The following is a 20,860-nucleotide window of genomic DNA, read 5'->3' as shown; positions in this document are numbered from 1 at the left end:
ATTTTATAGACCAGTCTGTCTATAGTTCGGATTTGATAACGCCCCGCGCTAACGTGGGAACTAAAGATTGCCTAACACGCTCCATCAACCCGATTGGAAGTACTACATGCCTGCGAATCGCCCTCTGCGCATTGCCGTCATTGGTTCCGGCCCCGCTGGAATTTACGCTTCGGATGCCCTCACCAAGTCCGATATTGACGTCAGCGTGGATATCTACGAACGGATGCCCGCCCCATTCGGCCTCATCCGTTACGGCGTTGCCCCCGACCACCCACGAATCAAGGGCATCATCAAGAGCCTCCACCGCGTGCTGGATAAGCCCGAAGTACGTCTATTCGGCCACGTCAACGTCGGCGAGGACGTCACCCACGACGAGCTCAAGGAATTCTACGACGCGATCATTTACGCCACCGGCGCGACCGACGACAAGGACTTGAACTTCCCAGGTGCCGAGCACACCATCGGCGCAGGTAAATTTGTGGGCTTTTACGACGCAAACCCTCACTTCGACGAGTCCTGGAACCTGGATGCAGAATCCGTCGCCGTGATCGGCGTAGGCAATGTAGGCTTGGACATCGCGCGCGTTTTGGCCAAGACCGGGGATGAGCTACTCACCACCGAGATCCCAGATAACGTTTACGACTCCCTGAAGAACAACAAGGCCAAGGAAGTCCACGTGTTCGGTCGCCGCGGCCCTGCCCAGGCGAAGTTCACCCCACTGGAGCTCAAGGAGCTCAATCACTCAGACACCATCGAGGTCATCGTCAATCCTGAGGACATCCAGTACGACGAAGCATCTGAAGATGCTCGTCGCAATTCCAAGATTCAGGACATGGTGTGCACCATCTTGGAACAGTACGCGATCGCCGATCCCACCGATGCGCCTCACAAGCTGTACCTTCATTTCTTCGAGTCTCCAGTCGAGGTAAAGACCGACGAAAACGGTCAGGTCACCGCGTTTATCACCGAGCGCACTGAGCTCACGGGAGACGGTCGCGTTCAAGGCACCGGAAAACTGAACGAATGGCCCGTACAGGCGGTCTACCGCGCAGTGGGTTACAAGTCAGATGCCCTCCACTCCCTGCCATGGGATGAGCGCACCAATGTTCTCCCCAACGTCGGCGGACGCGTGCTAACGGAAGGCCCCACAGCCGATGGCATCGCAGGTGTGCCCGGTACGGCAGATCCAGAGGCGGAACAGCGCGAGCGCCTCCCCGGCGTTTACACCACCGGTTGGGTGCGTCGCGGACCGGTTGGCCTCATCGGCAACACCAAGGGCGATGCCAACGAGACTGTCGCGAATTTGCTGGAAGACCACGCCAACGGCATCGGCTTTGACCCATCTAAGCCAGAAGAAGAGGCTGTTGAGCAGTGGCTGGCGGACAAGGGTATCGCCTACACCACATGGAACGGCTGGTACGCACTGGACAAATACGAGCGTGAGCTGGGCGAATCCGAAGGCCGCGAGCGCAAAAAGGTGCGATCGATCGAAGAAATGGTGAAATACTCGAATACTGATCAAACTGAATAGTACGGTTATGGACATGACCGACTTCGCCAAGCCCGAATCTGTCGTGGACAATTCAGCCGAACCAGAAATCAGTGCGCCGAAAGTTCACGTGACTGGCCGCAATGTACTATCCATGCCCGGCCATCAAGTTCATGCGTTATACAAGCTGCGCGTTGACATTTTTGTCAACGAGCAGCGGGCACCATTCCCCGAAATTGACGACACCGACGCGCACCCCAACACGCACCATATCTTGGCCTACGTGCATCCAGGCAATGGTCCGTCCTATCCGCACGGAACTCCGGATCCCGGCTCCCCCCTGCGCCTCGTAGGCACCTGCCGAGTCTTTGGCCCGCCAGAGGCTCAACACCTAGGTCGCTTGTGCGTGAGCGCGGACATGCGCGGTTACGGCATCGCTCACCAGCTTGTTCAGGAAGCCCTGGAAGTGTGCATTTCCCGCGCTGCGGCTCTCGATCCTTCAACTAACGCACCAATCGTCAAGATCGAAGCGCAAACCTATCTGGACGATTTCTACAGGACCTACGGCTTTACAGAAGCCGGCGATAGGTTTGTCACCGAGGGCATCGAGCACGTAGAGATGCACCTCGACCTGGACGAATACAAGATGCGGGCCGCCAAGCAGGAAAGGTAAACCCTTCTACCACAGGTCGTGGTAGCACTCGCTGCCACGACCCCGAGGCGGAGCCCCCTTCCATTGCCCAACAACGGCGGTCATTATCGCCATCGTCGCGCCCCTCTGCCCCTGGGTCTACCGTTATTCCGCAGCAGTCACCAACTTCACAGCAATTTCAGCGCACTCCGGCCTTCCGCAGTGCGCCTTTTGCGTATCCGCGGCACATGACTCGCATAGGAGGATCTGCTCGCGGCACTGATCATTCACACAATTGTGAAAATCATTCGTTTCCGCCTGGCAGTTTCGGCAGCGGCCCAGCACTTTGGCGTCGGGAGTAAATTCCATGTGCATACGGCGATCGAAAACGTACAGTGACCCCTCCCACAAGCCAGAATCCCCGAACTTCTCGCCATAGCGCACGATACCGCCCTCGATTTGGTAAACCTCCTCGAATCCGCGGTTTTTCATGAGGGAGCTCAACACCTCGCAGCGGATACCGCCCGTGCAGTAGCTGACGACCGGCTTGTCTTTCATCCAGTCGTACTTACCACTTTCCAGTTCTTTAATGAAGTCATGAGTGGTGTTCACGTCGGGTACAACGGCGTTCTTAAACTTACCGATCTGGGCTTCCATTGCGTTGCGACCATCGAAGAACACAACCTCATCGCCGCGCTCTTCAACCAGCTTGTTAACCTCTTCGGGCTTGAGATGCTGGCCGCCGCCGACGACTCCGTTCTCATCGACCTTCAGTTCCCCCGGCGCACCAAAGGAAACGATTTCATCGCGCACCTTCACGCTCAACCGCGGGAAGTCCTCTGCCCCGCCCTGCGACCACTTGAACTCCATTGCCTTAAACCCAGGGAATTCGCGGGTACGGCGAACGTATTGCTTACAGCTAGCCAGCGAACCACCAACTGTTCCGTTGATGCCGTGCTCGCTAATCAGGATGCGCCCCTTCAGCCCGAGCTGTTCGCACAGGGCACGCTGCCACAACATCACCGCGGTTGGATCGTCAATCGGAGTGAAGCAGTAGTACAGCAGGATTCGTGTTTCAGTGAGATCAGTTGCGCTATGGCCCATACCATCAATATTAAGACTGGGCTGGCCAGATACCTAACCCCGTTTGCCGTAGCCCACTTTCACATAGCCTGCGGCCTCCGTCGCGCGCTGACGGGCTTCTGCCACGGTCTCCGCGGTAGAGACAGCCACGGCCATACGACGTCGTGGATAGCTCTTGGGTTTGCCGAAGATGCGCACATCGGTTTCAGGAACGGCCATCGCTTCGCGCAGCCCGGAGTACTGTGGTTCGGTTTCATCTTCATCTTCGGATGTCTTAGCGCAACCGTAGACCACGGCGGAAGCACCAGGGCTCACCAGCGTGGGATCAATCGGCAATCCTAATACCGCCCGCGCGTGCAGATCGAACTCGCTGAATCGCTGGGTGGCCATCGTCACCATGCCGGTATCGTGCGGGCGCGGGCTGACTTCGGAGAAGTACACATCATCACCCTTGACGAACAGCTCCACACCATAAACCCCGCGCCCCCCTAGCGCGTTGGTCACACGGGCGGCCACGCTCCGCGCATTATCCAATGCATCCGCGCTCATCTCCGCTGGCTGCCACGATTCCACGTAGTCGCCGCGGTCTTGCCGGTGCCCGATTGGCTCGCAAAACCACGTGGCTTCCGCCCCTGTCTGCGGATCCACGGATCGCACGGTTAGGATCGTGATTTCGTAATCGAAGGGGATGTACTGCTCTACAATCACGCGGTGCGTATTTACGCGCGCGGAACTGATAGCAACATTCCACGCCTCCTCGAGGTCGTCAGGCCCTGCCACAAAGGTTTGCCCTTTGCCACTACTGCTCATGATTGGCTTCACCACGCAGGGATAACCTATGTCTTCGGCGCCTTCTGCGAGTTCTTCGAACGTAGATGCAAACCGGTGCGCACTGGTGGGCAAACCCAACTCCTCGCTGGCCAAGGTGCGGATGCCCTCACGGTTCATGGTCAACCGGGTAGCGCGCGCTGTGGGAACCACAGTAGCCAGGCCCTCGTCTTCAATACGTTCCAGCTCGTCGGTAGCGATGGCTTCAATTTCCGGAACGATGAAATCGGGGCGCACATGCTCTACCAGCTCACGTATGCTTGTGGCGTCGGTGAGATTCAACACGTGCGAACGGTTAGCGACGTGGTGAGCCGGTGCACCGGCGTACCGGTCGGCGGCATGCACCTCCACGCCGAGACGTTGCAATGCGATGGCGACTTCCTTGCCGAGCTCGCCGGCACCCAACAACAACACGCGCGTAGCGTTTGGTGTGAGGGGTGTTCCGATTACATCAGGGGTTTCCATAACGTCCGAAGATGTCATGTTCTGCGATGTTACCCTCCCTCACGCCCCGTCGTTGCGGCTCCCCGCCCTCGCGCGGTGCCATAATGGGAACCATGAGCGCTTTCGATGTCCCCTGTCCTCGCCTTTTGTCCCGTCGCGTTTTTCTGAAGGGGGCCGTTGCGGTCACCGCCACTTCTGCTGCCGGTGCTGTGCTGGCTGCCTGTGGTTCTAAAGACGACGCCGCCACGGTCTCCCAAGCCGATATTCCCGTAGGGGGCGCCATCGTCAGTGGCAGCTGGGTTGTCGCCCAACCTCAGGCTGGGCAGTTTGTGGCGTATTCGAATGTCTGTCCTCACGCCCAGGGCATCATCGACAAGGTGGAAAAGGATGGCACCCGCACCGTCGCGGTGTGCTCCAAGCATCAGTCCAAGTTCGATGTGGCCACCGGCGATGTGGTCGCCGGCCCTAGTCGCGATGGCATGAAGCCCGCGAAGAAGGTTGATGCCGCGGACGGTCAGGTGACGATCAGCTAGTTGATTATCAGCTCGTGCGCGGCCGATCGCTGTAGCGAAGACAGTTGAGCCTAGTGACGTCGAGGGGCTAGGTCTGGTCGTATCTGGTCGCTAGATCTGTTGGCTGCGTCTGGTCGTGTCTAGTCGCTAGATCTGTTGGCTCGGCTTAGTGACGTCGAGGGGCTAGATCTGTTGGCTAGGTCTGGTCGTGTCTAGTGGCTAGATCTGTTGGCTCAGCCTAGTCGCGGTTACGATTTTTGCGACTGAGACCTGCGCGGACACCGCGTGGGATCCCGATAATCCCGCCTACGGCCCAGCCAAGGAGGCCGCCCCCTATCAGCGCGAGGAAGATCCCAATTCCCTCTTGGGATGTGGTGTCGAAAAACGAAACCTCGATGATCATTGCGGTGGCAGCGCCTACTCCTGTGCCGACTGCCAATGCAACAGTCCCAACGAACGGACGGCGCATTTTCAAAGCAATGACGCCAGTGGCAAAGAGGAACGTGATCGTGAGTGCAACAATTTGCCATGCTGAGAACTGCCTAGGACCAGGCAAATGAGCGTCCAGCGGAGTTTGGTGATATCCATTCCACGTCAACCACACAGCCGGTACAAGCAAACCGGTGAGTGCCCCGTAGATTCCCGTGGCCCATAACCCTGGTCCGCGCCCTGTGTCATCCTCGGCGGACCTGGCCAAGCCCCTGACAATTATTACGCCGACGATGAGCGGAACACCTACGAGTATCAGCCACGACTGCGCGAAGATATCCGGGTGGAACTGGTGAGCGAGAATGAAAGTGTTAGCGCGTGTCATACCCGCCACCTTCTCCGGGCATCGCTCACCGCCAAGGCAAAATCGCGATCGTGGCACGTCCACATAACTGCGGGTTGAGGAGTGGCCGGTGCGCATTCCACACCACGCAGACGGTGATACTCCCCATCGGCATAGCGGTGCATGAGCTCCGCGAGGTGACCGTACCCCTGCCAATCTAGGCCCACCGTGGGTTCGTCCAGAAGGACCAGCTTGGGGGCACGCACCATGGCGGCTGCCACCAGGACAATACGGCGCCACGAACTGGGCACATCCAGCGGGTGCGTATCCGCCCATTGCTGCAACCCTGCGAATTCCAGTACGGCTTCAGCGGATTCCCGGTCCACCCCGTAGGCCAGTTCATCCAAGACGGTTCGGCGCGCTAGGGCTGCGTCCATGGCCGTGGGCGCCCACCCGGGCATGCCCTCGGGACGGTCGATCCGCCCGGTGAACGGCACCAGCCCCAACACCGCCAGGAAGAGGGAGGTTTTACCGCACCCGTTGGGCCCTTCCAAGTGGGTGACATCTCCTGCGAAGGCGGTGACATCGATCGGTCCCACTTCCCCCACACCCCGTGGGATTCGCACACCGCGCGCGGTGAGGACGGCAATGCGTTCGGGCGTGGCTGTTCGTTCGGGCGTGGCTGCGTACCCGAGCTCGGCGGATGACCCCTGTTGAGCTTCTTGACCGAGCTCCGCAGCACGTTCGGGCGTGGTTGTGTGCTTGGGCGTGCCGGAATGCTCCCCGCCACGGAGCACACGCGCCCCCTCCTGGGCTTGGTATCCCAACCGTCCACGGCCGGCATCGGGCAGCACAGGGCCCGGCGCGGCCAGCTCATCTAAGTCCCCAGTGGAGGTGAGGTGTAGTTGGCGCGTGGCGGCGTCGGACAAAATAGACCGCCCACGGTCGTAAACCGTTACCTCACCAGGAAAGGTCGCAAGAGTGCGACGGAGGGTTTCCACGGCGGCGGTATCGAAGCCATCGAGCGGGCAATCCAAGACCAGCGAATCCGCGCCGGACAGCAATGCGGCGGCGATTGCCAAACGGCGTGTTTGGCCCGTTGAGAGGCGCGAAGGATGGTGCTCAGCGTGGTCTTGTAAACCCCACGTGTGCAGGGCCTCCGCGATGCGGGATTGCATCACGTCGCGTGGCACTCCACGTTGTTCCATGCCTACGGCGAGTTCTTCGATGACAGTGGAACGCAACAGCGAAATGTGCGCGCTGGCCTCGTTGCCCACCCATGCTGCACCGGCCGCTTCGGCGCGATTCCAGGCATGCTCGCTTAACCCGGTGCCGCTTTCGGCCCAGATGTAATCCGTGATTGGCACGGGGGTTGTCCTTTCGGTGGGATGGTATTGACAAGGGGATAAAGAGTGAGGAGCGGTATTGATATGGGGGTAAGGGGTAGGGAGTGAGGAGTGGGAAGAGGGAAAAGCGGGAAGGGTGAGAGGTAGGAAGAGGGAGGAATGGGAAGAGTGCGGAGTAGGAAATGAAGTGTGCAAAGTGAAGGGGCGCCGGTCCGTCTGCGGGGGCGACGATTAGACAGCAACAATGGCGACGGCCACGACCCCTACCACCACCACAATACGAATCAGGTGGTCGATTAGCCGGTCCGGCACTGGGCGCAAGATTGTTCGACGCCCCGCGTTTCCAATTCCAGTGCGCCCCAGTGGGCGGGCACGCTGGGCGGCATCGTCAACCAAGCCAACAATGAGTGGCAAGATCACACCCCACCGTGCGGACCAACTGTGCACGTCGATTCCGCGGGTGGCTTGGATTTGTCGGATAGTATCCACTCGCGCTTTGGCCATCGGGTACAGCCGGAAGGTGGATCCCAGCACGTACACCAGCTTGGCAGGGGCGCGCGTTTGCAAGCTACGCATCAGGCGGTCTAAGTCAACGAAGCACCCGATAGTCAGGCCGATGGTGGTGGCAGCAAGGAAACGCAGGCCTAACGACAAAGCGATCTGCATGCCATCGCGTGTCATGATGCCCCACCACGGTTCCCGTCCGAACGGTCCATACATGAGGGTGAACCCCAAGAATGCTGGCAAGGAGATCGCGGTTGCCCCGAGGAAGGTTTTCCTCGGTTTGCCTGTGACCAGCGCGATGACGGCCGCGATGACCCATGCTGCGAGCGAGAAGCGCCAGTCGTTAGCGATGAGAACGCTAACGACTGCGCCAGCTGCCAACGTGAGTATCGTAAGCGGGTTCAACCGCACTGCCTAAACATCCTTTTCTGCGAACGTCCGCCGAGTCCGCTGTGGGAGCGCACGGATAACGATCCAAACTATCGTGAAGACGATGAGCTTATCCAAAGGATCGGAGGTCCATGACTGCAAAAAGACCGCGGTCATGGGCTCTGCACCCAAGGAACGGTAGAAAGTGACCAACAAGCCCGTGCCGGTCCCAGCGGTACCGCCGAAGATGAAAGAGGCGATCGGGGCGGACAGCAGTGCCGTGATGAAACCGACGACGAGTCCGGCCACGCCGATGCGCCACCACGCGCGCTGAAACCACGGGCGCAGCAGGCCAGCTGCGAGACCGACAAAGGCATAAGCTGCGGCAAAGGGCACAGCCGTCGGATTAAACGTGCCCCACACCATGCTTGTGAGCACACCCGTTCCCATGCCTGCAATCGGCCCGGCCAGCGCACCGACTAGCACGGTTCCAATCGAATCCAAGTACAACGGGAGAGGCAGTCCCATGGTGCCGATGACCTGGCCGAGCACCACGTTGATGGCTAAGGCCACGGGCAACAAGGTCAGTGTGCGAACGGGCAGGCGGGGAACAATAACCGCGAGCAACAAGATGGCGGGGATAAGGAATCCGACGAGTGCAATGGTGGAGCTGCGCGAATCCGCGAGGGATTCCCACGGTGAATCCGTGGGCTGCATGAGCACAAGGTAAAGCCAGGTGACGACGATGGTTGCACCCGCGATAGCGAGAACTGCGCGAGCCATAGGAGAGAATTGTCGAGCTGGGCCGGAGGTTTTTGTATCGGACGTGAAGCTGTTCTTCACGCGGTGGGGATCGGGCTGCGTCGCACTGTGGGGATCGGATTGGGTCCCGCGGTGGGGATCGGATTGTGTAGACATAGGTTTTCCTTGCGTGGTTTTCCTTGCGTGAGAAAAATGCAGGGGTGATTGACTCGACCGTCTATGTCACCTCGACGGCCCAGTGGAAGAATTGAAAAATTTCACTCTTATCGTGCGCGAACATTGGCTTGAGGTCAAGTTTGCCCCCACGAACCACCGTTTCCCTTCTCCTGTTTTGCGTAGCTGCAGAATTACCCCCGCCGCGCCCGCGAGACACGCCAACCACTTGACAGACCAAGCTGTCTAGTGTTGGGTTATTCACACACAACCGGTTCGCGAAACCGCTGGTCCTTCTGGAGCCCCGGACAAGGATTCAAAGCGTCGCGAACACCCCGCGGTTTTCCTCCTGCCGCGTGGACGGACTGTGGCGCGCGGACGGCCCGCCTCGACACACTCGAGGTCTGTCCAGCGCACCCGGGGCATCCTCACGCATAGGACGAAACCACCAGGGTGTGGTGCCGGTTGGTGAAAGCATAAATCGTTTTTCCAACATGCAAAGGATTGCCACGCATCATGACTGCAGCCGCAGACCCTCAAGCTTTCCATTCCACCATCGCCGGGGTCCCACGAATTGGACCGGGCCGTGAGCTCAAGAAGGCACTGGAAACCTACTGGCGCGATCCCTCCACCGGACGCGCACTGTCTACCACCGCAACCCGCCTGGTTAACGATTACACCGATGCTGTGGTCGCCGCCGGTGTGGACGCCGTGGCGTTTTCCGGCCGTTCTTACTACGACGCCACGCTGGACACGTCTGCGCTTCTGGGCGTGTTACCCCAGCGCGTGGCGGACATCGCGGACCACGATAACGATGGCCTGCCGCCATTCATCGACCGCTATTTCGCAGCGGCTCGCGGTACCAGCGAACTGCCCGCCAGCGCGATGACCAAATGGTTCGATACCAACTACCACTACATCGTTCCCGAGCTCAGCTCAGATACCGAGTTCCAGCTGGACGACCACGCATGGTTGGAAGATCTGCGCGACCAGGTTACGCGCCTGGGTAAGGATGCTGCTGCGCACGTACGCCCCGTGCTGGTTGGCCCACTGACCTACCTCACGCTGTCCCGCACGACCGATGGCTCCAACCCAGTTGACCACCTTGAAGAGGTGTTCGACCTTTACGCCCGCCTACTACCTCGCATCGCAGACCGCGGCGCGACCTGGGTGCAGTTCGACGAGCCCACGCTGGTGACCGAGGTCGCGCAGCGCGACCTGGAGCGCACCCGCGCCGGCTACGAGAAGCTGGCCAAGATCGCCCAGGACAAGAACCTCAACCTGCTGGTCCAGACCTACTTCGGCGACGGTAACCAGGCCATCGAGCTACTCACCGGTTCCGGCGTAGCAGCATTCGGTGTGGACTTGGTTTACGGCGGCACCGAGCTGCCTGGCTGGAACGGATCCGAACTGCTCGTTGCCGGCGTGGTCGATGGCCGCAACGTTTGGCGTACCGATTTGGCACGCGCGCTCCAGACCCTGCAGGAACTGCAAAAGCGTGGCCCCGTTGCTGTGTCCACTAGCTGCTCCCTGCTGCACGTTCCTTACTCCCTGAAACGCGAGGAAAACCTCAACCCAGAGGTCCAGAACTGGCTGGCATTCGGCGCGGAGAAGATCAACGAAGTCGCTACCCTCTCCCGCCTGCTTCGCGATGAGGCCACGGATGCGGACCGCGCTGCAGTCGCGGAGTCCACCAAGGCCGCCGAGCAACGCGCACAGTCCAGCTTGACCCACAACGCGGAAGTTCGCGCACGTCAGGAAAAGGTCACCGAGGCTGATCGCCGCCGTGATGACATCACCGCACGCCGCGAGGCTCAGAAGGCAGAGCTCAACCTGCCACCACTGCCCACCACCACGATCGGTTCCTTCCCTCAGACGAAGGAGATTCGTGTGGCGCGCGCTGCATGGCGTCGAAACGAAATCGACGATGCACAGTACACCCAAGCGATGCGCGACGAAGTTGCCGACGTGATCCGCCGGCAGGAGGAACTGGGCCTGGACGTGCTGGTTCACGGCGAGCCAGAGCGCAACGACATGGTGCAGTACTTCAGCGAGCAGTTGGAGGGATACCTGTCCACCGAGCACGCGTGGGTACAAAGCTACGGCTCCCGTTGCGTGCGCCCACCAATCATCTTCGGCGATGTTTCTCGTCCGAAGGCCATGACCGTGGAGTGGTACAAGGCCGCTGCCGACCTGACCGACAAGCCGGTCAAGGGCATGCTGACCGGCCCCGTGACGATGCTTGCGTGGAGCTTCGTGCGCGATGACCAGCCACTGGGCGAGACCGCTGATCAGGTGGCGCTGGCGCTGCGCGACGAAATCTCCGACCTGGTGGAGGCCGGTGCGCGCGTGGTTCAGGTTGATGAGCCCGCAATCCGTGAGCTCTTGCCACTGCGCAAGGAAGATCAGCCCGCCTACTTGGAATGGGCCGTGGGCTCCTTCCGCCTGGCGACCTCCGGTGCACCGAACGAGGTGCAGGTACACACCCACATGTGCTACTCCGAGTTCAACGAGCTGATTGATACGGTCAGCAACTTGGATGCCGACGTCACCAGCATCGAAGCCGCCCGTAACGGCATGCAGGTACTGGAAGCGCTCAAGGATGAGGGATACGAGCTGGGCGTGGGCCCAGGCGTGTGGGATATCCACTCCCCTCGCGTGCCAAAGCAGGACGAGGTAGATGCGCTGGTGAACGCTGCGCTCGATTCCGTGGATCCGACCCTGCTGTGGGTGAACCCCGACTGCGGTCTGAAGACCCGTGGTTGGGAAGAGACCACCGCCAGCCTGAAGGTGCTGGTCGAGGCCGCTAAAAAGGCGCGCGAGACGGTTCAGGCATAAGCTGCCACGTGCGTGGTGCCTGGCCGCAACGGGTAGGGGGTCGATGCCCGGTCGCGGCGGGTAGGGGGTCGATGCTCGGTCGCGGCGGGTAGGGGGCGGGGTGATGCCAGGTCGCGACTGGAATGAGGTTGATGCCCGGTCGAGGCTGGAATGGGGTTGATGCCCAGTCGCGGCGGGTAGGGGGCGGGGTGGCGCCTGGCCGCGGCGGGGTGATTCTCCCCCGCCCGCCTACTTCTCTCCTTCTGCGGGAACAATTTCGGAAAAGCAGAACGAAACAACCACCAGAGCGCCGCATTCGCGCATCTCATTCTGCTTCCCGAACAACAACACCGCGCATCACTTCCCACACAAGACCCAAACCGCGCCCACTGCGGGCCCAATACGGGTCCGATGCGGAATTAGCAGAACCAAACGACGACAAACTAGCCCCGTCGCAATGTTAAGAAATCCAATTGCGGATCTCTGTCCCCTTACCGAACCGGGGAATCGCACAATGACCGATTCCTGCGGCACCTACCGTCGCTAACCCCCGTGATGTCGCCACTACACGATGGGAAACGTTTTCATCTGGGTGCAGTGCGTGGTTTGATTAGTTCCCATGGGACGACATTCTGCACACGACGCCTCTTCCTCTTCTTCATTCTCGCCGGCTGACTCTTCGTCACCGGCTTCGCCTCCTGATTCCACACCCGAAGGTTCCCCTACCTCTTTATCCACGCCTCAAGATTTTCTACCCTCTCCCCCCGCCAACGACCACGAACTGCCCCACGATCGTGAACCCGTCGACGGACTCAATCAACGCGACCAACACCTTGCCGCCAACGACCACGAGCTTCCCCAAGCTCGTGAACTACAACAACCCCAGGTTGACGGCCCAAGAACTCTTCCCGTCCACAGCTCGCATGATTCCCGGGAGGATCGCGCAGAGATTCCACCGGTACGGAATCGGCAAGTACCCCAGGTTGACGGCGCTAACGACCATCAGTCGGACGCCCTCGAAACGCCTCAGGGACGTAGCACGGCAGAATCCCACAACCGTGGCGCACGAGGTTTCAGCCTCAGCGCCATGAACTGGCCACAGAGACTTCTTGCTATCAGTTTGGTGTTTTTCGCCTTTGCTACCGTAATCGGGTTGATTACGCAATGGCCGAGTGACGAGCCACCGCGTGTATCCGAGCAGTTTAAAGCCCACTCCGGCATGACAGGCGAATTGCGCCAGGGCGAAGTGCAGATTGTGCAGCCCGGCGCATGCAATTCGCCCAGTGTGGGTCGCGTTTTTGATACTGCCCCACAGACTGATCCGAATGCACCCCAGGACTGTACGCACGCGATCATCAGTATTAATTCTGGTCCGGATGCGGGCAAACGCACCCTTTTGGAAGTGCACCCTGAAATCCCTGGTAACCCGGATCTACGCACGGGTGACAAGATCCAGCTTTCGGGCCATACAGATCCCAGCTCTGGAATTCAGTACGGTTTTCAGGATTTCCAGCGCACAACGAACCTCGCATTATGGCTGGTGGCCACGCTGGTTCTGATCATCGTGGTTGGTGCGTGGCGCGGAGCACGTTCCATTATCGGACTGGTACTGACCTTGGGCTTGATTGTCACATTCTTGGTTCCAGGTCTCGTACGCGGTGGTGATCCGGTAGCGCTGGCAGTGACGTGTGGTGCAGCCGTCCTTTTTTTGGGGCTTTTCCTAGTGCATGGCTTCAGTTGGAAGACCGCTGCAGCTATGGGCGGTACGCTGCTGGCCTTGGGACTATCCACAATTCTGTCTAAGGTAGCCGTCGCGAGCGCAGGCCTGCGTGGCTTGGGTGACGAGAACAACCTCAGCATCTTGGTCTATCTACCGGGCATCAGCATCACTGGTTTGTTGTTAGCTGGAATGATCGTCGGTGCATTGGGCGTACTCAATGACGTGACAATCGCCCAAGCTTCCACGGTTAATGAGCTTCATGAATTAGATCCACAAGCTTCTCCGTGGCATCTATTCCGCTCAGGGATGAAAGTGGGGCGTGACCATATTGCTTCGATGGTCTACACCCTAGTTCTGAGCTACACCGGTGTGGCCCTACCGACGATCCTGCTGCTGAGCATTTCCAATCGCCCACTGGAACAAATTTTGACCTCGGACATCATGGCCACAGAGATTCTCCGCTCCGCAACGGGTGCAATGGCTTTGGTCCTTGCAGTTCCGTTGACTACATTCATCGCTGCGTGGACGTCACGTCCGGATTTGGCACGGGCGAACCACAGCCACGGCTAATGAGTATTGCCTAGGCGGGGGCACTCTCCTCCCGCATTGTGATCAATCCACCACATTAGCTCGCCGCCTTGCGCAAGAATCTGAAGCATCGACTCATTCGTGTCAAAAGCCGTCATCACGATGAAGATCGGTGGATCCTCCAACCCTTGGAGACGCTGGAGCAGCTCGACACCATTCATGCGCGGCATGTGTATATCAGACAACACCACATCACAACCATGAGCCGTGATGTACTCAAGAACATCATGTGCCCGATGGAACGTGGCTGCCACGGTGATGGAATCACTGCGCGAAAAATAGATCGGAAGGGAATCAAGGATGCGCCTATCGTCATCGACGATGATCAGACGCGTCATCTACGAACACAACGGCAACGTCGGGTGCTTCTCACAACTAAGAATGTCTCGCCATAGTGGCACAGCTGAACCTTCGTCAAAAACAATCGTGAGTAATTGATCAGCCGGAGCAGTATCCACCGCAGTCGGCAATATCGCCGAGGCTGCCAGCATGGTGGCCAGAAGTGTTGTTGTCATGGTCTAGGGTCCTTTCACTAGTGCTCTAGACAGTCGGGTGGGGAAACGTCATTGTCACCGTCCATGTCTCACTGGTCGATGACAAGGACAGCTGCCCCGCAAGGGAATCAAGATCCTGTCGCAAAAGACGCAGTCCCATATAGGACGAGTCGGGGGGTCGATGCTTGTCTGCGGTAAAGATTTTCAAAGCTGATCGAGGTCTCAGAGGAGCTCTCAATCACAGTGAGGGTGATCGTGCTGTGGGGTGTGGCATGTTTAGTGATGTTGGTGACAGCTTCAGCCACAGCATGCGCAAGGATGCGCATCGTCGATAACGGATGGGGACACGCTTGGAGAGAAAAAGAGTCGACGCGAAAACCTTGAGCTGTTAAAAAGTCGGTTGCGTTATCAATGAGTTGTCCAAGCGATGTCGCACAGGCAGCCTGCTCATCGTTGACGAGGTGGCCATTGTCAGCGAATTGTGAAGTTGTCGAGTGTGCCCAATGGTGACACGTGCAGTGTCAGCCACCCTCGACAGATCCTCAGCAAGGACAGGAACATTGTCTTCTGGTTGGAAGGCAAGTGCTTCAAGTTTTATGGTCATCGCGCTGAGGTTGGCGGCGATGGAATCGTGCAAGATCCCGGCCATTGTCTCCTGCCTATCGCGCAACTCTTGCTGGGCGGCCATGGCGCGGTACTTACTACGCCGAAGCCATAAACCAACGACAAGGGATGCCCACAAAAGCAATAACCACACCAGCAGCGACACGTGGTCAAACTCGAAGGTGCGGGTCGTGGTCTCGTAGAAACCTGAAAAGCCGCTTGCGCACCCCACTGCTAGTGCCCAGATCACGACATTTTGCGCAGTAGGAGGGCGATCAACACCAATGCGAGAAATGATGTCAGCCCTAAAGCCCCACCAAGCAGGGTGATGGTGATGGGGATCAGTACGTACGACAGCGCCGCTATCTGTGGCAGGCGTGGAGCAAGAAGCAAGCAAGGTGCTTGAAGGATGAGCAGAACCAGCTCGATGGTGGATGGCTGGTAATTGGGAAGTACGAGCTGGAGGCCGATGAGGATGATCGGCAGCGCGATAAGGATGATAGTTATGGTGCGCAGTCCGCCGAGTCGAGTTGGTGACTGACCGAACGGCATGAGGGCTCATCCTTAAGTGGTGATGACAGTGGCTGCGGGAACTACTGCGGACATGCTTGCTTGTCTAGGTCGATCGTAGGTCTACTTCATAGCAAACAATAAGAAAGTAGCCTTTCGTCTACGAAGTAGTAGACCTTCGTCTACAGCTGGGCGGAAGGGATGGTTTTCTACTCGAAATATTTTGTAAGATAGAGGTATGACGCACGAGGATAAACACAGCCAGCCACAAAGACTGAAGACAAAAAGAAGTGCTAGCGATGAGGGCAAGCCCTTGGTTCAACGACAACACCGTTGATAATGATGCTGGTGCCGACTGGGAGCCGACAGAAAACCCGAAGAACACGATCATCCCAGGTCACATGCGCTCAGATAGGGAGGGCGTGCCTGCCGGTTTCACCAAGGAAGAAGCCGACCGAGCCGAGGTTCAGGAAGCGCAAGAACAAGCCGCTTCGCGCCGAACGGGTGTACAGGCCTTCGCAGCGGCCGTACCGACGAATTGCCGCACCTACTGGCCGTCTACTTTTAAGGTCTGTGGTGAGATCCGTAAAAAGTACGATGCCATGGGAGGCCCGAACAGTTTTCTCACGTGGCCGAAATCCAATGAACTCGGACTGCCAGATGGCGTAGGGCGTCGCAATGAATTCGTTAATGGGTTTATCTACTGGCATCCCAACTACGGTGCACACCCAGTGACGACACACTTTTCGATCGCGTGGGATCGTACAGGTTGGGAACGCGGAGCGCTGGGCTACCCCACGACCGATGAATTTGCTTTGTCAGACGGTATCGGCCGAAAGCAGTCTTTTTCCAAGGGGCATATCTACGGATCACTGGCGGGTCTAGGAACCATCAAGGGTGCGATCTACGACAAGTGGGTATCCATTGGTGCTGAAAAGGGAGTACTGGGTTATCCAGTAACTGATGAAATCACCACACCTGATGGAGTTGGCCGTTTTAACCGCTTTACCGGCGGAATGATGTACTGGCACCCACAACACGGAGCACATAGCGTCAGGGGATCAATCCTGAATAAATGGGCTAGCCAAGGGTACGAGAGAGGGGCAAGCGGATACCCTGTCGAAGATCCGAAGGACGACGGAGCGTTCAAAATCACCCAGAAGTTCCAACGGGGAAACATTTCAGGCTACGAATCACCCGTACCCGAGCTTGCCGAAGCCCTAGGTCTGAATGATAATGAGATAGACGATCTATACACACAGCTCAGCGATGATTTTCACCACCATCAGATTCCTCTTCGGGAGGGATTTGAAGATGCCTACCAGCACGCCAAAGAATCCCTAGAATACACAGCTTCCAGATATAGCCCAGTTCAGCCTCAGATGAATACTCGTGCAGCAGATACTGCATCAGTTCCTGCAACAGGCTGCGACATATCCGAGTTTGTACCACCAGGAAATGCACGAACTAATCGGGGTGACGTTTTCTATTCAAAAGCTGTCCGAGCAAGAATTATTAATCACGGACACAACGGCATCTTCCTAAGTCAAGGAAACGCCGATCCAAGAAACATATGGACTGTTGAGGCAGTAGGAGCTGGTGAGGGAGTTCAGCGATTGCAGGGGCGTGACCGCGTAGGTGTTTGCCAGCCCACCTATCTTTCCGTCAATACGGATAACGCAACTCGAGATAGGGCTGCTAGCTGGGCTGAAAGCAAAGTAGGAAAGGGCTATAACTCCAACTTTGCAACTACAAGAATAGGCAATCTGGATAGAGACTATTACAATTGCTCTCAACTCATCTGGGCCGCCTATAAGCATGCTTCTGGTGGCGGCCTGGATATCGGCGAAAGGTACCCCTACCAGCCATATCGTGCAGGAGTATACCCCATGGACATTCTTCTCTCCCACAACACAAGAGCATTCAATTAATGAGCAAACGAGTCGCCATTCCAATTGTGCTGGTGCTCGTCCTGGTAGCTGGCGTGTTTCTGTTACGGGAGTTTCTACCTTCCGAGCCGAAAACTGCCGGACATGGTTCAGCAGAGGCACAGTACGTAGGCATATCAAACGAAACTATCGGCAAACTGACCGAAACTGACAGGAATAATATTTTCTGGACGTCTGATTCTGGCGAAGGCGGCGTCGCTTTTTCGACCGCACCCGTGTACTTCCCCTCGCTGCTGAGAATCGGACAGGGTTTTGCTGCTCCCGATAGAGACGCGATTATCTGGGTTGATCAGGATCTGCAGAACAAGAAAAGCTTTCCGGTGCCCGGACTAGACATCGGCATGCAAAGCACCATGTCAACGTCGCTGGACTATAGCCACGGAGCGTTCACCTTCAGCAAGGGAGATGCCGATTTTCCTGATGCCAAGAAAGTGGTTGCAGTAACCGCCAACGGAGCCCGGAGTACAGACCGAGAGCATTACGTCAGTGCGCTTACTGCCTGCAATAACGGCGTCATCAAGTGGATCGAATTCCTTCCTTATGACAATAAAGAAGTAGAAAGTAGAGGCACAGCCCAGATAGTCACGTGGAGGCCTGACGGAGATATTGAAACTTCTCATATCCCTCGGGAATTTCTGTACGCACCACCGAACGAGAACCAGCTATCGTGCGATTCTTCCTCACACACGATTGTGAGCGAAGATGCTAATGGAAATCCTATGTCGCTGCGCTTGGAAAGCCGTGGCAAAGAGACGGTAGTCAAAGATGAGACCGAGCTCCCCGATATTCTCCCTCCGGCGATGGCACGGTTTGCCACGGTTTTTGACAACACCTTGTACTCCTTGGATAAAGAGGACGTTCTCACTGCGATTGATCTTAAGGAGGGAACCCTTCAATACCGCGAGCCACTGGATGTGACGGGCCCCTCGCCGGTGTCCGTAACCTTCGAACACGATCGGGCATACGTTGTCGTCCGTCCTGATGAATTCGAAAACAAGCAAGCTGTTCTTCCCGTGGTTTTAGAGAAACCGCACTGCACTGGGAAAGTAGTTCCTCTTATCGGTTACGATGAGACTTCTCAAAAGTCTAAATTCGAACGTCTCGGTGACTCTTTTATGGTTACTACTAATGCACTCCCTAAAGAGCCAGGTAGGACACCTCTTTGTAGGTAGATGGTGTCCAACATAGACGTCATCTACTTGCATCAGTCTGTACTGGAATTATTTCCAATAAGCTCGCTAGGCAATATGGAAGGCTAATGCGTTTAACCGGCTCTTCGTGTTTTAGAGTGCGTTGATCTTTCCCTGTAGGCCTCCGGAGTGGATAAGAGACCGCAAGATATAGTGGTCCAAGTTTCTCAAGCCAAGGGCGATGCCGCGAAGGTGCCCCAGCCTCCCGTTGATCGCCTCGATCGGACCGTTGGATGCACCGATATCGAACTATGCCACAACATCCCGACGCCGACGCCACAAGGTTCGCCCCAATTGGGCTAGCTCCTCTAGCCCTGCTGGCAGCCCTGCACGGATCGAGTTCATTACTTTCAGCATTAACTTCTTACCCTGACTTTTCTTCGGGTGTGCATATGCAGCAATAATGTCCTGGTAGATCTGCCATGTCACCTGCAAGATCACCATCAGCCAATCGACCTGCCACAACACTTCAACACGCTGCCGTTGCCGGGCAGTAAGAAACGCAATCCTTGTCAACACAGTCTTACGATTGTTATACAACGGGTCGGTTTTCTTCCCCCGCTCACCGGTAAGCCCACGCTGCAAGCGCTGCCTACACGCAGTGAGTTTCTCCGCGGCTAGGTGCACAACATGACACGGATCCATCACCTTACGTGCCTGGGGCAGTACCTGGTCGACGGCGGTGGCGTAGCCGGTAAACCCATCCATCGTCACCACTTCACGTTGTGCACGACATCCCGGATCGCGAGCGTGAAGCCAGCGGCGCAGCACGTCCGCGCTTTTGCCTGGCACCATGTCCAGTAATCTGGCCGGCCCAGATCGTGTAGCCGTTGGGGTGAGATCAACTACAACGGTGACATAGCAGGACGGGGCACCAGGCCTGCGAGAATGCTTCCACACGTGCTCATCGACCCCGAGTATTCTCACTCCCGCGAGATCAGTGGGATCCCGGTAAACCACCTCGCGGCAGGCTTGAAGGGTGACGTTGTTGACCAACTCCCAGCCCACAGCCCATGCCGTGGCGGTGGCGGACACGCTGATCCGGTCGATGGTACGGCGTTGGAGAATCCACCGCACAACACGTGTGGTCAGTTTCGCGCCGTCATCGGTGCACATCACGCTGGCCTGAAAAATCTTTCGTGTACAAGCACCGGTTAGCACAGATAAACCGGGGGGCACGCACATGCAATCGGGTGGGAAACCCCACGACGGGTAGATCGACAAGCTCATGTGTGACGTGATCACGGAGTTTGCCGTCATGTCCGCATTCTGGGCAGGCAAAACAAACGGCGACGGGATCGGCGTGGATGATCGTGAAAATCCCCTGCGTTGGCTGCACCGGTGATGCAGACGCCGAGTTCGACGGTGCGGCACATGGTATCGGCCGTGATGTTGCCAGTACTGTGCATGGTAGGTCCTGGTTTGGTCAGATGGGCGGTTTCGCAGCTCTGATCTTGTACCGGCCAGGACTCCCATATGTTGTGCCACCCCGATCTACACCCCAGAACTACCTACGCACCCCAAAACGCGAAGAGCCGCCAGTGCTTCACAAGCTAATGGCGAAACCCCACCTATCACCACCTACGGAAATGAAACCAAGATCGATGGATGGGGCCCGATACAAAGGGTCTACATCAGCCATGACGCTCTGTCCAAGGTCTCCAAAGTTGTCGGAGCTGGAGGCGGCATAGCTGGAGTAGCGGCCGTGCTGGCTAGCGAAGGCATTGCAGGCCCCGCAGGATGGGTGGCGGCAGGGCTGACAGCACTAGCTGCCGCTGGTAACTTGTGCGACTGGAACGACCAAGGAATTATTATTTGGCAAGTACCCGGCCTCCCTGTCCCTGTTTGCACCCCTCAAAAATAAAGCTAAGGACAAGATAGATCATGAAAGAGAAACGCATCCCTTTTCTGTCGATCGTTCTCCTTATTGCTGGAGTGACCCTCATTGGTCTCTTCATTGCAGACAAGGTGGATATCATCATTGGTATCTGCGGCATGATCCTCTGCACTCTCGCTGCGGGAATACGCTTGCGCACCATGCCTAAAAATAGGCCCTCCTAAGCATTCTCAATGAATCCCCGCTCCCTCTGAACTGC

The 20,860-nt window shown here is 57.6% G+C and carries 19 protein-coding genes and 1 pseudogene; 8 read left to right on the top strand and 12 right to left on the bottom strand.

The window, feature by feature from the left end:
- Positions 1 to 106: 106 nt before the first annotated feature.
- Entirely contained in the window at positions 107 to 1,531 is a 1,425-nt protein-coding gene (locus CAURIC_RS01610) for an FAD-dependent oxidoreductase (RefSeq protein WP_035114618.1), read from the top strand.
- A 13-nt stretch (positions 1,532 to 1,544) separates the two neighbouring features.
- On the top strand, positions 1,545 to 2,162 hold the full coding sequence (locus tag CAURIC_RS01605) for a GNAT family N-acetyltransferase (RefSeq protein ID WP_084588184.1): 618 nt from the start codon (positions 1,545 to 1,547) through the stop codon (positions 2,160 to 2,162).
- Positions 2,163 to 2,285: 123 nt separating this feature from the next.
- Here the strand turns inward: CAURIC_RS01605 and trhO are convergent, their stop codons facing one another.
- A complete protein-coding gene (gene trhO / locus CAURIC_RS01600) occupies positions 2,286 to 3,224 on the bottom strand; it encodes an oxygen-dependent tRNA uridine(34) hydroxylase TrhO (RefSeq protein WP_035114621.1) in 939 nt (312 codons plus the stop codon).
- A 33-nt stretch (positions 3,225 to 3,257) separates the two neighbouring features.
- Positions 3,258 to 4,496, bottom strand: a complete 1,239-nt coding sequence (gene purT, locus CAURIC_RS01595) for a formate-dependent phosphoribosylglycinamide formyltransferase (protein ID WP_265914917.1) — start codon at positions 4,494 to 4,496, stop codon at positions 3,258 to 3,260.
- Between the two features lie 92 nt (positions 4,497 to 4,588).
- Here purT and CAURIC_RS01590 point away from each other — a divergent pair, with 92 nt between their 5' ends.
- Positions 4,589 to 5,008, top strand: a complete 420-nt coding sequence (locus tag CAURIC_RS01590) for a Rieske (2Fe-2S) protein (protein ID WP_035114623.1) — start codon at positions 4,589 to 4,591, stop codon at positions 5,006 to 5,008.
- A gap of 217 nt (positions 5,009 to 5,225) precedes the next feature.
- Here CAURIC_RS01590 and CAURIC_RS01585 read toward each other — a convergent pair whose 3' ends face one another.
- From CAURIC_RS01585 to CAURIC_RS01570, 4 genes are all read right to left on the bottom strand, one after another.
- Positions 5,226 to 5,801, bottom strand: a complete 576-nt coding sequence (locus CAURIC_RS01585; RefSeq protein ID WP_035114625.1) for a hypothetical protein — start codon at positions 5,799 to 5,801, stop codon at positions 5,226 to 5,228.
- On the bottom strand, positions 5,798 to 7,126 hold the full coding sequence (locus CAURIC_RS01580; protein ID WP_035114627.1) for an ATP-binding cassette domain-containing protein: 1,329 nt from the start codon (positions 7,124 to 7,126) through the stop codon (positions 5,798 to 5,800). The genes CAURIC_RS01585 and CAURIC_RS01580 overlap by 4 nt, the downstream gene beginning before the upstream one ends.
- A gap of 210 nt (positions 7,127 to 7,336) precedes the next feature.
- Entirely contained in the window at positions 7,337 to 8,014 is a 678-nt protein-coding gene (locus tag CAURIC_RS01575; RefSeq protein WP_035114732.1) for an energy-coupling factor transporter transmembrane component T family protein, read from the bottom strand.
- A 9-nt stretch (positions 8,015 to 8,023) separates the two neighbouring features.
- Positions 8,024 to 8,761 (bottom strand): ECF transporter S component family protein, encoded by a 738-nt coding sequence (locus CAURIC_RS01570; RefSeq protein ID WP_035114734.1) that lies wholly within the window; start codon positions 8,759 to 8,761, stop codon positions 8,024 to 8,026.
- Between the two features lie 648 nt (positions 8,762 to 9,409).
- Between CAURIC_RS01570 and metE the strand changes: the two genes are divergently transcribed.
- On the top strand, positions 9,410 to 11,731 hold the full coding sequence (gene metE / locus CAURIC_RS01565; RefSeq protein WP_070434828.1) for a 5-methyltetrahydropteroyltriglutamate--homocysteine S-methyltransferase: 2,322 nt from the start codon (positions 9,410 to 9,412) through the stop codon (positions 11,729 to 11,731).
- A 543-nt stretch (positions 11,732 to 12,274) separates the two neighbouring features.
- Here metE and CAURIC_RS01560 read toward each other — a convergent pair.
- Positions 12,275 to 12,448: a hypothetical protein gene (locus tag CAURIC_RS01560; RefSeq protein ID WP_168156012.1), complete on the bottom strand. Its 174-nt coding sequence runs from the start codon at positions 12,446 to 12,448 to the stop codon at positions 12,275 to 12,277.
- A gap of 349 nt (positions 12,449 to 12,797) precedes the next feature.
- On the opposite strand from CAURIC_RS01560, the gene CAURIC_RS01555 reads away from it, so the two are divergent.
- Positions 12,798 to 14,000 carry a YibE/F family protein gene (locus CAURIC_RS01555; protein WP_035115661.1) on the top strand — a complete coding sequence of 401 codons (1,203 nt, stop codon included), beginning with the start codon at positions 12,798 to 12,800 and terminating at the stop codon, positions 13,998 to 14,000.
- On the opposite strand, the gene CAURIC_RS01550 is transcribed toward CAURIC_RS01555, so the two are convergent.
- From CAURIC_RS01550 to CAURIC_RS01535, 4 genes are all read right to left on the bottom strand, one after another.
- Positions 13,997 to 14,356 carry a LytR/AlgR family response regulator transcription factor gene (locus CAURIC_RS01550; RefSeq protein ID WP_052095163.1) on the bottom strand — a complete coding sequence of 120 codons (360 nt, stop codon included), beginning with the start codon at positions 14,354 to 14,356 and terminating at the stop codon, positions 13,997 to 13,999. The two genes, CAURIC_RS01555 and CAURIC_RS01550, sit on opposite strands and share 4 nt — an antisense overlap.
- Complete coding sequence (locus tag CAURIC_RS01545; protein ID WP_156963550.1) at positions 14,357 to 14,533, bottom strand: hypothetical protein; 177 nt, start codon at positions 14,531 to 14,533, stop codon at positions 14,357 to 14,359.
- A gap of 367 nt (positions 14,534 to 14,900) precedes the next feature.
- Positions 14,901 to 15,200 carry a histidine kinase gene (locus tag CAURIC_RS01540; protein ID WP_290183077.1) on the bottom strand — a complete coding sequence of 100 codons (300 nt, stop codon included), beginning with the start codon at positions 15,198 to 15,200 and terminating at the stop codon, positions 14,901 to 14,903.
- A 161-nt stretch (positions 15,201 to 15,361) separates the two neighbouring features.
- Positions 15,362 to 15,667, bottom strand: a complete 306-nt coding sequence (locus CAURIC_RS01535; RefSeq protein WP_035115654.1) for a hypothetical protein — start codon at positions 15,665 to 15,667, stop codon at positions 15,362 to 15,364.
- 257 nt (positions 15,668 to 15,924) lie between these two features.
- On the opposite strand from CAURIC_RS01535, the gene CAURIC_RS01530 reads away from it, so the two are divergent.
- Both CAURIC_RS01530 and CAURIC_RS01525 read left to right on the top strand, forming a co-directional pair.
- Complete coding sequence (locus CAURIC_RS01530; RefSeq protein WP_052095162.1) at positions 15,925 to 17,556, top strand: hypothetical protein; 1,632 nt, start codon at positions 15,925 to 15,927, stop codon at positions 17,554 to 17,556.
- On the top strand, positions 17,556 to 18,746 hold the full coding sequence (locus CAURIC_RS01525) for a hypothetical protein (protein WP_035115651.1): 1,191 nt from the start codon (positions 17,556 to 17,558) through the stop codon (positions 18,744 to 18,746). The genes CAURIC_RS01530 and CAURIC_RS01525 overlap by 1 nt, the downstream gene beginning before the upstream one ends.
- A gap of 111 nt (positions 18,747 to 18,857) precedes the next feature.
- On the opposite strand, the pseudogene CAURIC_RS01520 reads toward CAURIC_RS01525, so the two are convergent.
- A pseudogene (locus tag CAURIC_RS01520) lies at positions 18,858 to 20,173 on the bottom strand (ISL3 family transposase).
- A 475-nt stretch (positions 20,174 to 20,648) separates the two neighbouring features.
- Here CAURIC_RS01520 and CAURIC_RS01515 point away from each other — a divergent pair.
- Positions 20,649 to 20,825: a hypothetical protein gene (locus CAURIC_RS01515; protein WP_156963548.1), complete on the top strand. Its 177-nt coding sequence runs from the start codon at positions 20,649 to 20,651 to the stop codon at positions 20,823 to 20,825.
- The last annotated feature ends 35 nt before the right edge of the window (positions 20,826 to 20,860 follow it).

It is taken from the genome of Corynebacterium auriscanis (assembly GCF_030408435.1).
GTDB lineage: Bacteria > Actinomycetota > Actinomycetes > Mycobacteriales > Mycobacteriaceae > Corynebacterium > Corynebacterium auriscanis.
Note: the sequence above shows the minus strand (reverse complement) of the source record. Positions and strands in the feature narration are given on the sequence as shown.

Excerpts from the sequence above, each read along its gene's own strand:
- CAURIC_RS01590 (WP_035114623.1), top strand. The coding sequence starts at position 4,589 with ATGAGCGCTTTCGATGTCCCCTGTCCTCGCCTTTTGTCCCGTCGCGTT.
- CAURIC_RS01535 (WP_035115654.1), bottom strand. The coding sequence starts at position 15,667 with ATGCCGTTCGGTCAGTCACCAACTCGACTCGGCGGACTGCGCACCATA.
- CAURIC_RS01515 (WP_156963548.1), top strand. The coding sequence starts at position 20,649 with ATGAAAGAGAAACGCATCCCTTTTCTGTCGATCGTTCTCCTTATTGCT.
- CAURIC_RS01585 (WP_035114625.1), bottom strand. The coding sequence starts at position 5,801 with ATGACACGCGCTAACACTTTCATTCTCGCTCACCAGTTCCACCCGGAT.
- CAURIC_RS01540 (WP_290183077.1), bottom strand. The coding sequence starts at position 15,200 with ATGGCCGCCCAGCAAGAGTTGCGCGATAGGCAGGAGACAATGGCCGGG.
- CAURIC_RS01570 (WP_035114734.1), bottom strand. The coding sequence starts at position 8,761 with ATGGCTCGCGCAGTTCTCGCTATCGCGGGTGCAACCATCGTCGTCACC.
- CAURIC_RS01550 (WP_052095163.1), bottom strand. The coding sequence starts at position 14,356 with ATGACGCGTCTGATCATCGTCGATGACGATAGGCGCATCCTTGATTCC.
- CAURIC_RS01610 (WP_035114618.1), top strand. The coding sequence starts at position 107 with ATGCCTGCGAATCGCCCTCTGCGCATTGCCGTCATTGGTTCCGGCCCC.
- trhO (WP_035114621.1), bottom strand. The coding sequence starts at position 3,224 with ATGGGCCATAGCGCAACTGATCTCACTGAAACACGAATCCTGCTGTAC.
- purT (WP_265914917.1), bottom strand. The coding sequence starts at position 4,496 with ATGGAAACCCCTGATGTAATCGGAACACCCCTCACACCAAACGCTACG.
- CAURIC_RS01605 (WP_084588184.1), top strand. The coding sequence starts at position 1,545 with ATGACCGACTTCGCCAAGCCCGAATCTGTCGTGGACAATTCAGCCGAA.
- CAURIC_RS01525 (WP_035115651.1), top strand. The coding sequence starts at position 17,556 with ATGAGCAAACGAGTCGCCATTCCAATTGTGCTGGTGCTCGTCCTGGTA.
- CAURIC_RS01545 (WP_156963550.1), bottom strand. The coding sequence starts at position 14,533 with ATGACAACAACACTTCTGGCCACCATGCTGGCAGCCTCGGCGATATTG.
- CAURIC_RS01555 (WP_035115661.1), top strand. The coding sequence starts at position 12,798 with ATGAACTGGCCACAGAGACTTCTTGCTATCAGTTTGGTGTTTTTCGCC.
- CAURIC_RS01530 (WP_052095162.1), top strand. The coding sequence starts at position 15,925 with ATGAGGGCAAGCCCTTGGTTCAACGACAACACCGTTGATAATGATGCT.
- metE (WP_070434828.1), top strand. The coding sequence starts at position 9,410 with ATGACTGCAGCCGCAGACCCTCAAGCTTTCCATTCCACCATCGCCGGG.